We start from the raw sequence: 12455 nt of genomic DNA on the forward strand, positions 1-12455 counted from the left end.
GGACATGCCCGGGGCAAGAACCCGGGCGCCGCGGAGAGAAGTTGAGCCATCCCCGGCCGTCCCCGACCGTCCCCGTCCGCATCCGCGAGCCATCCGTGACGGCGCCGTCTCCGCAGTTATGGCCCGCTGTTACATAGCCGATGAATTGCCGCAATCACGGACATCTAGTGTCAGAGGTGCCTTCATCTCCCCCTCCAGGAGCCCTCGTGAGCACCCCCACCGAAGAAGCCCCCGCCAAGCGCCGCCGCCCCGCCCGCATGGCGGCCGCCGCCACCCTCACCGCCGCCCTCGGCGTCGGCCTGATCGCCTGCGGCCAGGGCTCCGGCGACCCCGCGCCCGACATCAGGGTCGACCACGCCTCCGCCGCCCCGGCCGCAAGGCCCCACGCCCCGCTGGAGAAGTCCCGCCCGACCGGCCTGCGGATACCGGCGGCCGGTGTCGACGCCACGTCGATGCTCGACCTCGGCGTGGGCGCGGACGGCGCCCTGGACGTGCCGCCCGCGGACAAGGCGGACGAGCCGGGCTGGTGGACCGGAGGCGTCACGCCGGGCGAGAAGGGAGCGGCCGTTCTGGTCGCGCACTACGACACCGCCGAGGGGCCCGCGCTGATGAAGAACGTGGCGGAGGTGAGAATGGGGGACGAGATCGAGGTGCCGCGAGCGGACGGGAGCACCGCCACGTTCAAGGTGCGCGAGATCCAGCAGGTCGACAAAAAGAACTTCCCCACCCATAAGGTGTACGGGGCGACCGACCGCCCCGAGCTGCGCCTGCTGACCTGTGGCGGGCCGATCAAGGACGGTCACCGCACCGACAACATCATTCTCTACGCAGACCTCGCGCCGTAAGCCGGACAAGCACCACCCGCAGCGGCGCAACCGAACCAAGCGCCGCAGCCGAGCCGCCCCCCGTGGCCGCTCCCCCGGCAGGCAGGAGTGCAGTGCACCGCAGCCGTCCCGTGCTCGCAGCGGGCCTCGTCCTGTCCGCAGCCCTGCTGGCCGGCGGCTGCGGCGACCCGGGCGACCTGCGCGGCGCGGGCACGACACCCACCGCCGAGGCGCCCACCCGCCTGTGGCCGAAGCTGCCGCCCCCGTCCGCGCCCGCCGAGGACTACGGAACGATAGAGAGCCTGCCGGTCAAGGGCGTGAGTGTGCCGGACGGTGATCTGCGCAAGGTGAATCCCGTCGCCGTCGCCAAGGCCGACTTCGACGAGAACCCGGGGATGTACGGCCGGTCCGACGCCGTCTACAAGGAGACCGCCCGCCAGCTGGACCGGTGCGACACCGGCCGCACCGGCGACGACGAGTGCCCCGTGCTCAACGCCTACTACCGCGATCTCACCGGCGACGGCGAGGACGACCTGATCGTCGGGATCCGGCTGGCGAAGGGGCACGCCGAGAACCTCGACATCCGCGCCTACGCCATGGAGAAGAAGAAGCTCACGCAGATCATGGAGATGGGGGACGCGGTGCTCGGCGTCGAGCTCGCCGGGCACGAGGTGATCGTCCGCGCCGTCTCCGGCATGGACGGGTACGAGTACCGCACCGTCTGGTCCTGGGACTCCCACCAGAAGACCATGCTGCCGACGACCGACGAGATCGTGCGTTCCGTGAACGCGCCGTCGGGCAAACCGTCGCGCAAGCCCTCCCGCAAGCCCGAGCCCGCGGGCAGCGTCCGTCCGGCCCCCTCCCCCGACGCGAGCCGGTGAGCCACCGGATGCCGCGCGGGCCGCGGCTGCCCGCCTGGACGGCGACGCTGACCTGGAAGGCCGCCGTCTTCATCACCGTCATGTGCTGCGCGCTCGCCGCGCTGCTCGGCGCCCTCGTCCATGTCTCGGTGACCAACCAGACCGTGGGCCAGGCCCGCGAGCACGCCCTCACCCGGCTCGACGACGCCACCGAGGCGTACGAGGCGGGCGACGACCTCGGGCCCGGCGCGGGGATCGACCCCGCGGGGCTTCCCGGGCGGCTGCGGGACCTCGCGGTGGGCGGGGAGCGCGGCACGATGGTCGACACCCGGGACTCCCGGCCGACGATGTGGGCCGCGGGGCCCACCACGGACCGGCACGCCATCGCCGTCCAGGTGGACTACTCGCAGGGCGCCCGCACCATCGACGGACTCGACCGGGCCATCCTCGGCTCGTCCGTCCTGGCCATCGGGGCGACGCTCCTGGTCGGGGCGTTCGCCGTGACGCGCGTGACGCGGCGCCTGCACCAGACGGCGCGGGTGGCGCGCCGGATCAGCGCGGGCGACCTCGACGCCCGCGTGAACGATCCGCGCACCCGCGAGCCGTCCCGCAGCCAGGACGAGGTGGCGGCGGTCTCCGGCGCCCTCGACACGATGGCGTCCTCGCTCCAGGGCAAGCTCCAGAGCGAGCAGCGGTTCACCGCGGACGTGGCGCACGAGCTGCGCACACCGCTGACCGGTCTGCACGCGGCGGCCGAACTGCTGCCGCCGGGCCGCCCCACCGAGCTGGTGCGCGACCGGGTCGCGGCCCTGCGCACCCTCACCGAGGACCTTCTGGAGATCTCCCGGCTCGACGCGAAGAGCGAGCACGTGGACCTGGACGACCACCATCTCGCCCCACTGGCCGAGCGTGCGGCGCGGGGTTCGGGAGTCGGTGCCGAGCTGGTCGTCGTACGCGACGCCTGCGTCCACACCGACCGGCGGCGCCTGGAGCGGGTGCTCGGGAATCTCATCGCCAACGCGGACAAGCACGGGCGGCTGCCCATCGTCCTCACCGTCGACGGACCCGTGGTCTCGGTGCGCGACCACGGCGACGGATACCCGGACTACCTGGTGGAACACGGGCCGCAGCGGTTCCGCACGGAGGGGACTTCGCGGGGTCACGGGCTCGGTCTGACGATCGCGCTGGGCCAGACGGCGGTCCTGGGCGCACGGCTCACGTTCACGAACGCACCGGACGGCGGAGCGGTGGCCACGCTGACGCTGCCGTACGAGGAGACGGCAGGGAACGGCGGCAGGGGCTCCGACGGGGCGGCCTGAGGGGCGGTCTGACGCCGCGTGACCTTTTGCGCGCTCAGCGTCCCGATTTTAGTGTGCGAATTGCGGCTTATGACCCGCATTCCGGGGCCGGGAGCCGCATCGCATCCGCCCTTCCCCAGAGGAGGCCCTCATGTCCCTTCGGCCCACCGCGACCAGCACCCGGCTCGGCATACTCGTCGCCGGCGGCGCGCTCGCCGCCCTCACCCTCACCAGCCCCTCGGCCGCCGCCGCCGACGACGCCAACAACAACCCGCGCATCTACAAGGGCCGCGTCACCGCCAAGGGCGGACTGCTTCTGCGCACCGCCCCCACCCGCGGCAGCCGCGTGGTCCGCAGTGTGCCGCACGGCAGGATCGTCTCCATCTACTGCAAGACGACCGGCAGCAACGTGAGCGGCAACAACCGCTGGTACCTGCTTACCAACGGCACCTGGGCGTGGGGTGCCGCGCACTACATCTCCAACATCGGGCCCGCGCCCCGCTGGTGCTGACGCGTCACCGGCACGGACGCCTCACCAGCACACCGTGACATAAGCGGACATCAGGGGCTATCGCTTGCTACGTTCCGGAGCATGACCGGAACAGCAGCGGCGCCTCCTTCCGTACCCGCTGTCCGTGTACCCCGGCGCCGTGGCACCGAAGTCGCCCTGATCGTCGTGGCCGTCCTGCTTTCGGTGTACGGCTACTGCGACGTCGGTCTCGCCAGGAACGGCACCGTCCCGCCCGGCGCCGCCGGTTACGGCGCCGGGCTCGGCGTGCTCGCGCTCCTCGCGCATCTCGCGGTCCGCTTCCGCGCGCCGTACGCCGATCCGCTGCTCCTGCCGATCGCCGTGCTCCTCAACGGCCTCGGTCTGGTCCTGATCTACCGGCTCGACCTGGAGACCCCCGGCGACGAGGCGGCGCCCACGCAACTCGTCTGGTCCACCGTCGGCGTGGCGCTGTTCATCGGCGTCGTGCTCTTCCTGCGCGACCACCGGGTGCTCCAGCGGTACGCGTACATCTGCGTCGTCGCCGCGCTCGTCCTGATGATCGTGCCGATCTTCTTCCCGGCCGTGAACGGCGCCCGGATCTGGATCCGGATCGGCGGATTCTCCATCCAGCCCGGCGAGTTCGCGAAGGTCCTGCTCGCGATCTTCTTCGCCAGCTATCTCGCCGCCAACCGCAGCGCCCTCGCCTACACCGGCCGTACGGTCTGGAAGCTGACGAAGCTCCAGCTGCCGACCGGGCGCGTGCTCGGGCCGATCGTCGCGATCTGGCTGCTCAGCGTCGGCGTGCTCGTCCTGGAGCGCGATCTCGGCACCTCGCTGCTCTTCTTCGGGCTCTTCGTGATCCTGCTGTACGTCGCCACAGGGCGCATCGGCTGGATCGCGGTCGGCCTGGTGCTCGCCGGGGTCGGGGCGTTCGCGGTGGGGTCGCTCGAACCCCATGTGCACAGCCGGGTCGAGGACTGGCTGCACCCCTTCGCCTCCATCGACGCGGGCGAGGGCCCCAATCAACTGGCGCAGTCGCTCTTCGCGTTCGCGGCCGGCGGGATGCTCGGGACCGGGCTCGGCCTCGGGCACTCCATCCTGATCGGCTTCGCCGCCAAGTCCGACTTCATCCTGGCGACGGCGGGCGAGGAGCTCGGCCTCGCGGGACTCGCGGCGATCTTCCTGCTCTACGCGCTGCTCGTGGAGCGCGGCTTCCGGGCGGGGCTCGCCCTGCGGGACTCCTTCGGGCGGCTGCTCGCGGTCGGGCTCGCCTCGATCGTCGCCCTCCAGGTGTTCGTGATCGCGGGCGGCGTGAGCGGGCTCATCCCGCTGACCGGCATGGCGATGCCGTTCCTGGCCCAGGGCGGCTCCTCGGTCGTCACGAACTGGATCATCGTGGCGCTGCTCATCCGGGTCAGCGACTCGGCGCGCAGCCAGCCGGTGGGGCCACCGGGCCCGGCGGGGGGTGCCGCGTGACCAGGTACATCCGGCATGCCGCAGCCTTCTGTGCGCTGCTGCTCATCGCCCTGCTCGTGAACGCGACCCGCGTCCAGGTCGTGCAGTCCGGGACCTTCGACGACAACTCCGCCAACCGCCGCCAGGCCATCACCCGCTTCGGCCAGCCGCGCGGCGACATCATGGTCGACGGCCGCCCGGTCACCGGCTCCAAGGACACCGGGGAGCAGCTGCGCTATGAACGCACGTACAAGAACGGTCCGTTGTACGCCCCGGTGACCGGCTATGCCTCGCAGGTCTACGGCACGGCCCTCCTGGAGAACGCGGAGGACGACATTCTCTCCGGCACCGATCCGATGCTCGCCCCGCTCCCCCTGTGGAACGACGTCAGCCGCACCCAGAACCCCGGCGGCCAGGTGCGGACCACCATCAGGGCCGCCGCCCAGCAGGCCGCGTACGCGGGGCTCGGCGGCAAGAGGGGCGCGGTCGCCGCGATCGAGCCGGCCACGGGCAAGATCCTCGCCCTGGTCAGCACCCCTTCGTACGATCCCGAGCGGCTCTCCGGCACCAGTGCGCCGGTGGCGCGGTCCTGGGCCTCGCTGAACGCGAGCGCCGACAAACCGATGCTGAACCGGGCGATCCGCCAGACCTATCCGCCCGGTTCCACGTTCAAGGTGGTGACGGCCGCCGCTGCCCTCGACGCGGGCACGGTCACGGACCTGGACGCCGCCACCAAGTCCCCGGCCCCGTACACGCTGCCCGGCACGAGCACGCAGCTCACGAACGAGGTCGAGGGGTGCAAGAACGCGCCCCTGCGCTATGCCTTCGAGTGGTCCTGCAACACGGTCTTCGCCAAGCTGGGCGCGGACACCGGCCTGAGCGACATGCTGGGCACGGCGGAGAACTTCGGCTTCAACGACGACGGCCTGAAGATCCCCTCGTCGGTGGCGGCGAGCAACTTCGACACGTCCATGGACTCCGCGCAGCTGGCGCTCTCCTCGATCGGCCAGTACGACACGAGGGCGACGCCGCTCCAGATGGCGATGGTCTCGGCGGCGGTGGCCAACGGCGGCTCGATCGAGTCCCCGCACCTGGTGGACGAGACCACGACCGCCGACGGCGACGTGGTGCGCAACACCGGAACCGGCTCCCTGCACCGGGCGATGAACCCGGCCACGGCGATGCAGCTGCGGGAGCTGATGACCGACGTGGTCGAGGAGGGCACCGGCACCAACGCGGCGATCCCCGGCGCGACGGTCGGCGGCAAGACGGGCACGGCACAGCACGGCATCGACAACTCCGGCACGCCCTACGCCTGGTTCATCTCCTGGGCCCAGAAGTCCGGCGAGGCACAGCCCTCGGTGGCGGTGGCCGTGGTGGTCGAGGACGCGGCGGCGGACCGGAGCGACATCAGCGGCGGCGGCAGCGCGGCGCCGGTGGCCAAGGCGGTGATGGAGGCGGTGCTCGCGGGTTCCTGAACCCGGCCCTACCTCCCCTCACCGGCGGCGATCATGTCCTCGACCTCCGCGACCCGTGCGCCCTCCTCGGCCGCGAAGCGCTCCGCGTCCAGCTTCTCGGCGATCTCCTCGTCCTGCGCCATCAGCTGGTCGAGGTTGGCGTTGCCCATCTCGAAGACGCCCATGTCGACGTACGCCTCCTGGAGCCGCTTGCCCCACAGGCCGATGTCCTTGACGCACGGCACGATGCGGCTGAAGAGCAGCTGCCGGAAGAGGGCGAGGAACTCGGAGTTCTCGCTGCACTCCTCGGCCTCGGCCTTCGGGATGCCGAAGTTCTCCAGGACCTCGACGCCGCGCAGCCGGTCGCGCATCAGATAGCAGCCCTCGATGACGAATTCCTCGCGCTCGCGCAGTTCCGCGTCCGAGAGCTGCTTGTAGTAGTCGCGCAGGGCCATGCGGCCGAAGGCCACGTGCCGGGCCTCGTCCTGCATGACGTAGGCCAGGATCTGCTTGGGCAGCGGCTTGTCGGTCGTGTCGCGGATCATGCCGAAGGCGGCGAGCGCGAGGCCCTCGATGAGGACCTGCATGCCGAGGTAGGGCATGTCCCAGCGGGAGTCGCGCAGGGTGTCGCCGAGCAGCGACTTGAGGTTGTCGTTGATCGGGTAGAGCATTCCGATCTTGTCGTGCAGGAAGCGGCCGTAGACCTCCGCGTGCCGCGCCTCGTCCATGGTCTGGGTCGCGGAGTAGAACTTCGCGTCCAGGTCGGGGACCGACTCCACGATGCGGGCCGCGCACACCATCGCGCCCTGCTCGCCGTGCAGGAACTGGCTGAACTGCCAGGAGGCGTAGTGCTTGCGCAGCTCGCCCTTGTCGCGGTCGGTCATCTTCGCCCAGTGCCGGGTGCCGTAGAGCGACATGGACTCGTCGGGGGTGCCCAGGGGGTCGTACGGGTCGACCTCCAGATCCCAGGCGATGCGCTTGGCGCCGTCCCACTGCTTGTCCTTGCCCTTCTGGTACAGGGCGAGCAGCCGGTCGCGGCCTTCGTCGTACTCCCAGCTGAAACGGGCCGCGCCGGTCGCCGGTATCTGCCAGGTGGTCTCGTCGGGGGCGTGCGTGTACAGCTCGTGAGTGGACACTGACGGCTCCTAGGAATCGGCCTCGGGCTCTCCGTACTCGCCTCGTGCTGTTTTCGACTGCCGCGTACCAGTTGGTGGTTCGACTTCCCTGTACCAGTTGGTAGTTGGCAGGCTCACACGTTCGTAGATGCGCGGTCAACAAGTCGTGCGCAAGGGATTGACGCCCTTACTGACAAGCAGTCTCATAATTTGTGACCGCCGGTAACTCTGACGACGAGGCAGGGACAGAGGCATGACGACCACCACGGAGGACGCGGCGATCGAAGGGCTGCGGGACGCGCTGGGAGCGCTCAAGGACCGGGAGAAGGTGGCCGAGCGGCTGCTCGACTCCTCCGCCAAGCACTCCTTCGACCCCGACAAGGAGCTGGACTGGGAGGCGCCCTTCGAGCCGGGCAAATGGTTCTGGCCCCCGGAACTGGTCTCCCTCTACGGCACGCCGATGTGGCGGCGGATGAGCGAGGACCAGCGCATAGCCCTCTCCCAGCACGAGGCCGCCGCGCTCGCCTCGCTCGGCATCTGGTTCGAACTGATCCTGATGCAGCTGCTCGTACGGCACATCTACGACAAGCCCGCCACGAGCGCGCACGTGCGGTACGCCCTGACCGAGATCGAGGACGAGTGCCGGCACTCGAAGATGTTCGCGCGCCTGATCACGCGCGGGGACACGCCGTACTACCCGGTCAGCGCCGTGCACCGGAACCTCGGGCGGCTCTTCAAGACCATCTCGACGACACCCGGTTCGTTCACGGCGACGCTGCTCGGCGAGGAGATCCTCGACTGGATGCAGCGCCTCACGTTCCCCGACGAGCGCGTCCAGACCCTGGTGCGCGGCGTCACGCGGATCCACGTCGTGGAGGAGGCGCGCCATGTGCGGTACGCCCGTGAGGAGCTGCGCCGCCAGATGGTGACCGCGCCGCGCTGGTCCCAGGAGTTCACCCGCCTCACCTCGGGCGAGTTCGCCCGCGTCTTCTCGATCGCCTTCATCAACCCCGACGTGTACACGAACGTGGGCCTCGACAAGCGCCAGGCCATGGCCCAGGTCAAGGCGAGTCCGCACCGCCGCGAAGTCATGCAGACGGGAGCCAAGCGCCTCACGGACTTCCTGGACGACATCGGGGTGTTGCGGGGTGCGGGGCGGCGGCTGTGGAGGAGCTCGGGACTTCTGGCGTAGCGAAGAGGGTACGTAGGGTTCCGGGGCGCTTGTTCGAAAGGCCCGATACGCTTCGAGGCATGACCTCGCCTGCTCCCACCCGCGCGTACCGGCGCCTCAGTGTCGAAGAGCGGCAGCGGCAGCTCAAGGAGGCTGCCCTGTCCCTTTTCGCGGTGCGCGCACCCGACGAGGTCTCCCTCGACGACGTGGCGGAGGCGGCCGGAGTCTCCCGGCCGCTCGTCTACCGCTACTTCCCGGGCGGCAAGCAGCAGTTGTACGAGGCCGCACTGCGCTCCGCCGCCGACGAGCTGGAGCAGTGCTTCGCCGAGCCTCCCGAGGGGCCGCTCACCCAGCGCCTTGCCAACGCCCTCGACCGCTATCTCGCCTTCGTCGACCAGCACGACGCGGGGTTCAGCGCGCTCCTCCAGGGCGGCAGCGTCGTGGAGACCTCGCGGACGACCGCCATCGTGGACGAGGTGCGCAGGACGGCGGCCGACCACATCCTGGCCCACCTGGAGGTCGCGGGCGCCACGGGCCCGCGGCTGCGGATGACGGTGCGGATGTGGATCACCTCCGTCGAGGCGGCCTCCCTGATCTGGCTCGACGAGGAGAAGCAGCCGCCGCTCGACGAGCTGCGGGACTGGCTGGTCGAGCAGTTCATGGCGGTCCTCGTGGCCTCCGCCGGCCGCGACCCGCAGACCGCGGAGGCGGTACGGGTGGCGCTGTCCCTGGAGACGTCGGACGGGCCCGCGGGCTCGCTGGCCCGGCGGGTCCTTCCCGTGGTGAGCGACGCGGCGCACCTGCTGTGACGCGCGGCAGCCGCCTGCTGTGACACTGGCCGGGTGAAGAGCGAAGACACCCCCTTCGTGGGTGGCCCCCTGGACGGCCGCGTCCTGCCCATCCTCCTCGGCCCGACCGGCCACCCCCCGAAGGTGTACCGGGTCCCGGTGCCGGACGAGGCGGGCGGCCCCGCGACGGTGCTCGTGTACCGCAGGGTGGCCAAGGCCGCGGGCAAGCGGCTCGGGCTGCACCAGGGCTGGAAGTACGAGTACGACCCCGAGGGCGACAAGGCGGGGCCCGGCCTGAAGTGGCCGTGGTCGAAGCCGGGCGGCGGGGCGGGCTGAGTCCTTTCCGGGTGGCCGCGCGCCGCCGGGCAAGAGCGGCACGCCGTGGGGCCCTGGACGAGTGATCGCATTGCGCCAACCCGCGCACCTTCCGGAGGCGGGCCGCGCCGAGGCGGCTGATGCTCGCGGTGCGGGGCGGACGTGCCGCCGCGCACCGGAGGTGATGGCATGTCAGGCAGGCTGCTGCGGTGGGTCGGTACGGGAGCGGCGGTCGGCGCGCTGCTTGCGACGGCTTCTCCGGCCTACGCCGTCCCGGAGCCCGACGACGCCACCGAGCGTCCGGTCGCCGAACTCCTGACGGACCTTCAGGAGCTGTACCGGAAGGCCGAGGAGTCCACGGAGACGTACAACGCGACCGCACAGAAGCTGAAGGAACAGCGCGCCGAGGTCACCCGCCTCAACCGCGGCCTGGCCCGCGCCAAGACCTCGGTGCGCGACAGCAAGGGCGCGGCGGGCCGCTTCGCGCGCCAGCAGTACCAAGGCACCACGAACATCTCCCCTTACGTACATCTGCTGCTCGCGCGCAATCCGCAGCAGGCCGTCGACCAGGGGCATGTGATCGGCCGGGTGGCGGCGGAGCGGGCCGCGACGCTGGACCGCGTCGTCGTCGGCGAGCAGACGGCGGCCACGCTCGCCGCCGACGCCAAGAGCGCCCTGGAGACCCAGGTCGCCCTCGCCGCCGAGCAGAAGGAGGCGCGGGACTCGGTCAAGGGGCAGCTGAAGGAGGTCGAGGAACTGCTCGCCTCGCTGAGCACGGATCAGCTGGCGGAGCTCGCGCGGGCCGAGGAGGAGGGGATGGCCGCAGCGCAGCGGAAGTTCCTCGACTCGGGCTCGCTGAGCGGGACGGCCGGAGCTTCGGGGTCGGCGGGGGCCGCGGGGTCGCCGGGAGCCGCAGCGGTCCGGCCGCCGTCGCGGAAGGGCGATTCGGCCCTCGACTACGCCGTGAAGCAGATCGGGAAGCCGTACAAGTGGGGCGCGGAGGGGCCCAAGTCCTTCGACTGCTCGGGGCTGACGTCGAAGGCGTGGGCGAAGGCGGGCAAGGAGATCCCGCGTACGTCGCAGGAGCAGTGGGCGCAGCTGCGGCGGGTCTCGCTGCGGAAGCTGCGGCCGGGCGACCTGATCGTCTACTTCCCCAAGGCCACGCACGTGGCGATGTACCTGGGCGACGGCATGGTCATCCAGGCCCCGCGTCCCGGCACCAGGGTGAAGGTCTCCCCCATCGCCTCGAACCCCCTGCTCGGCGCGGTACGCCCGGACCCCTCGGCCAAGCCGATGAAGAACTACGTCCCCCCGAAGCTTCCGCGCGGCGCGCGCAAGGGCGAGGACACCGGCTTCGACCGCGCGAAGGCTCCGCGGGCGTAGGGGCAACCGGCGTCGGGCGGCGCGGGGTCCGCCCCACCCCGCGGGTACGTACTAGCCCGCAAGCCCCGTCAGGTACGCGCCCGTCTTCTCGGGCTCGTAGAAGAAGTTCTCGAAGTCCGACGGGTCGTTGAAGCCGTTGGCGAAGCGGTCCGCGGCCGGCTGGAGCTGGCCCGCCGCGCCGATCAGGTTGAGGACGTGCTCCGGCGGCGGCGACAGCATCGCGTTCGTCCACTTGGTGACGTGCTGCGCCGTCTCCCAGTACCGGTCGAACGTGGCCTGCATCCACTCCTCGTCGAACGGCTTGTCGCCGTGCGAGACGATCGAGGAGAGGTACGCGGCGGCGCACTTGGACGCCGAGTTGGAGCCCTGTCCGGTGATCGGGTCGTTCGCGACGACCACGTCCGCGACGCCGAGGACGGCGCCGCCGCCCGGCAGCCGCCCGATCGGATTGCGCACGGTCGGGGCGTAACGCCCGGCCAGCGTGCCGCCCGCGTCCGTCAGCTCGACCTTCGTCGCCCGCGCGTACTCCCACGGCGTGAACTTCTCCATGAGCTCCAGCGTCAGCGCCAGGTGCTCCGAGGGGTCCTTGACCCCCTTGAAGGCGTCGAGCGGACCGCCGGGCACACCCTCCCAGAAGAGGATGTCCGCACGCCCGGACGTCGTCAGCGTCGGCATGACGAAGAGCTCGCCCACCCCCGGCACCAGGTTGCACCGCACCGCGTCGAACTCGGGGTGCTCGGGCCGCACGCCCATCCCGTGGACGTACGCGACGGCGAGCGCACGCTGCGGCGCGTCGTAGGGGGAGCGCGAGGCGTCCCGCTCGAACATCGAGACGAGCTCGCCCTTGCCCGCGGCGACGAGCACCAGGTCGTACGTGCGGGAGAAGTAGTCGAGGTCCGAGACCGCCGCGCCGTGGATGACCAGCTGGCCGCCCCGCTGCGCGAACGTCTCCATCCAGCCCGCCATCTTCACGCGCTGGTCGACGGACTGGGCGAACCCGTCCAGCTTGCCGACCCAGTCGATGACGCGGGAGGAGTCGGGTCCGGCGACCGAGACGCCCAGGCCCTCGATCTTCGGGGCCTGCGACTCCCAGAAGTTCAGCTGGAGGTCGCGCTCGTGCTGCAACGCGGTGTGGAACATGCACTGCGTGGACATCACACGGCCGGACCTGACCTCGTCCGCCGTGCGGTTGGACATCAGGGTGACCTCGTAACCCTGGGACTGGAGTCCGAGAGCTATCTGGAGACCGGCCTGACCGGCTCCGACGACGAGTATCTTCCGCATGCGGACTCTCCTACG

At 71.0% G+C, this 12455-nt stretch carries 12 protein-coding genes; 10 read left to right on the plus strand and 2 right to left on the minus strand.

Annotated features, from left to right (window positions below; all coding sequences use genetic code 11):
* Window positions 1-257 precede the first annotated feature (257 nt).
* From ACQKIP_RS06555 to ACQKIP_RS06580, 6 genes are all read left to right on the plus strand, one after another.
* Complete coding sequence (locus tag ACQKIP_RS06555) at window positions 258-845, plus strand: class F sortase (RefSeq protein ID WP_365860779.1); 588 nt, start codon at window positions 258-260, stop codon at window positions 843-845.
* A 92-nt stretch (window positions 846-937) separates the two neighbouring features.
* Window positions 938-1705, plus strand: coding sequence for a hypothetical protein (locus ACQKIP_RS06560; RefSeq protein ID WP_365860612.1), 768 nt, complete (start codon window positions 938-940; stop codon window positions 1703-1705).
* 8 nt (window positions 1706-1713) lie between these two features.
* Window positions 1714-3003: a HAMP domain-containing sensor histidine kinase gene (locus tag ACQKIP_RS06565; protein WP_365860611.1), complete on the plus strand. Its 1290-nt coding sequence runs from the start codon at window positions 1714-1716 to the stop codon at window positions 3001-3003.
* A 130-nt stretch (window positions 3004-3133) separates the two neighbouring features.
* On the plus strand, window positions 3134-3493 hold the full coding sequence (locus tag ACQKIP_RS06570) for an SH3 domain-containing protein (protein ID WP_365860610.1): 360 nt from the start codon (window positions 3134-3136) through the stop codon (window positions 3491-3493).
* A gap of 81 nt (window positions 3494-3574) precedes the next feature.
* Window positions 3575-4948 (plus strand): FtsW/RodA/SpoVE family cell cycle protein, encoded by a 1374-nt coding sequence (locus tag ACQKIP_RS06575; protein WP_365860609.1) that lies wholly within the window; start codon window positions 3575-3577, stop codon window positions 4946-4948.
* Entirely contained in the window at window positions 4945-6405 is a 1461-nt protein-coding gene (locus tag ACQKIP_RS06580; RefSeq protein ID WP_365860608.1) for a penicillin-binding transpeptidase domain-containing protein, read from the plus strand. The genes ACQKIP_RS06575 and ACQKIP_RS06580 overlap by 4 nt, the downstream gene beginning before the upstream one ends.
* Before the next feature lie 8 nt (window positions 6406-6413).
* Here the strand turns inward: ACQKIP_RS06580 and ACQKIP_RS06585 are convergent, their stop codons facing one another.
* On the minus strand, window positions 6414-7520 hold the full coding sequence (locus ACQKIP_RS06585) for a ferritin-like domain-containing protein (RefSeq protein WP_365860607.1): 1107 nt from the start codon (window positions 7518-7520) through the stop codon (window positions 6414-6416).
* A 232-nt stretch (window positions 7521-7752) separates the two neighbouring features.
* On the opposite strand from ACQKIP_RS06585, the gene ACQKIP_RS06590 reads away from it, so the two are divergent.
* The 4 genes from ACQKIP_RS06590 to ACQKIP_RS06605 all read left to right on the plus strand — a co-directional run bounded on the left by ACQKIP_RS06590 (window position 7753) and on the right by ACQKIP_RS06605 (window position 11156).
* Window positions 7753-8691 (plus strand): AurF N-oxygenase family protein, encoded by a 939-nt coding sequence (locus tag ACQKIP_RS06590; RefSeq protein ID WP_365860606.1) that lies wholly within the window; start codon window positions 7753-7755, stop codon window positions 8689-8691.
* A 59-nt stretch (window positions 8692-8750) separates the two neighbouring features.
* The gene (locus tag ACQKIP_RS06595) at window positions 8751-9479 is read left to right on the plus strand and encodes a TetR/AcrR family transcriptional regulator (protein WP_365860605.1); all 729 of its coding nucleotides are present in this window, start codon (window positions 8751-8753) and stop codon (window positions 9477-9479) included.
* A gap of 33 nt (window positions 9480-9512) precedes the next feature.
* Window positions 9513-9794: a hypothetical protein gene (locus ACQKIP_RS06600; protein WP_365860604.1), complete on the plus strand. Its 282-nt coding sequence runs from the start codon at window positions 9513-9515 to the stop codon at window positions 9792-9794.
* Window positions 9795-9962: 168 nt separating this feature from the next.
* Window positions 9963-11156: a C40 family peptidase gene (locus ACQKIP_RS06605; RefSeq protein ID WP_365860603.1), complete on the plus strand. Its 1194-nt coding sequence runs from the start codon at window positions 9963-9965 to the stop codon at window positions 11154-11156.
* 51 nt (window positions 11157-11207) lie between these two features.
* Here the strand turns inward: ACQKIP_RS06605 and ACQKIP_RS06610 are convergent, their stop codons facing one another.
* Window positions 11208-12440, minus strand: a complete 1233-nt coding sequence (locus ACQKIP_RS06610; RefSeq protein ID WP_365860602.1) for a styrene monooxygenase/indole monooxygenase family protein — start codon at window positions 12438-12440, stop codon at window positions 11208-11210.
* Window positions 12441-12455 lie beyond the last annotated feature (15 nt).

Source organism: Streptomyces sp. NPDC059900 (genome assembly GCF_050270335.1).
GTDB lineage: Bacteria > Actinomycetota > Actinomycetes > Streptomycetales > Streptomycetaceae > Streptomyces.

Excerpts from the sequence above, each read along its gene's own strand:
- ACQKIP_RS06590 (WP_365860606.1), top strand. The coding sequence starts at position 7,753 with ATGACGACCACCACGGAGGACGCGGCGATCGAAGGGCTGCGGGACGCG.
- ACQKIP_RS06605 (WP_365860603.1), top strand. The coding sequence starts at position 9,963 with ATGTCAGGCAGGCTGCTGCGGTGGGTCGGTACGGGAGCGGCGGTCGGC.
- ACQKIP_RS06575 (WP_365860609.1), top strand. The coding sequence starts at position 3,575 with ATGACCGGAACAGCAGCGGCGCCTCCTTCCGTACCCGCTGTCCGTGTA.
- ACQKIP_RS06570 (WP_365860610.1), top strand. The coding sequence starts at position 3,134 with ATGTCCCTTCGGCCCACCGCGACCAGCACCCGGCTCGGCATACTCGTC.
- ACQKIP_RS06555 (WP_365860779.1), top strand. The coding sequence starts at position 258 with ATGGCGGCCGCCGCCACCCTCACCGCCGCCCTCGGCGTCGGCCTGATC.
- ACQKIP_RS06565 (WP_365860611.1), top strand. The coding sequence starts at position 1,714 with ATGCCGCGCGGGCCGCGGCTGCCCGCCTGGACGGCGACGCTGACCTGG.
- ACQKIP_RS06610 (WP_365860602.1), bottom strand. The coding sequence starts at position 12,440 with ATGCGGAAGATACTCGTCGTCGGAGCCGGTCAGGCCGGTCTCCAGATA.
- ACQKIP_RS06595 (WP_365860605.1), top strand. The coding sequence starts at position 8,751 with ATGACCTCGCCTGCTCCCACCCGCGCGTACCGGCGCCTCAGTGTCGAA.